Annotated in this window: 1 protein-coding gene; it reads left to right on the top strand. The window is 34.6% G+C overall.

The window, feature by feature from the left end; translation table 11 throughout:
* On the top strand, window positions 1–367 hold a 367-nt coding region (locus SB659_RS19170; protein WP_410551537.1), incomplete at both ends, for a hypothetical protein.

The following is a 367-nucleotide window of genomic DNA, read 5'->3' as shown; positions in this document are numbered from 1 at the left end:
GTCTATAACTCACAATATACTTTATTTAACTATCAGACCTATACTTATACAGGTAAATTTATTTCTGAAAGATCAATTTTTTCAGTCAACCAGTCAACAGGTCAGGAAATCCTAACCCAGGTTACCCGCTACACAAATGATGCAACAAAGTCTTCCAATAACTTAACCGCAGTACAATACTATGACGGAACAGGAAATTTGAAATGGCAGCAGGAAATTTCCTATACGGATAAAAATGGAAGCAGTATAACAAATGTTTACAGTGATTCAGGAGTAAAGACCAATGTTTCTACCACGGTTAAAGACAATTCGATTGCGTGGGATAAAGTATTAGATCCATTTGTTTATCAACACGATCATAATACAA

Origin of the sequence: Arthrobacter sp. SIMBA_036, from assembly GCF_046535135.1 — a bacterium.
Classification (GTDB): domain Bacteria; phylum Actinomycetota; class Actinomycetes; order Actinomycetales; family Micrococcaceae; genus Arthrobacter.
This window is presented reverse-complemented; position numbering and strand designations above follow the sequence as displayed.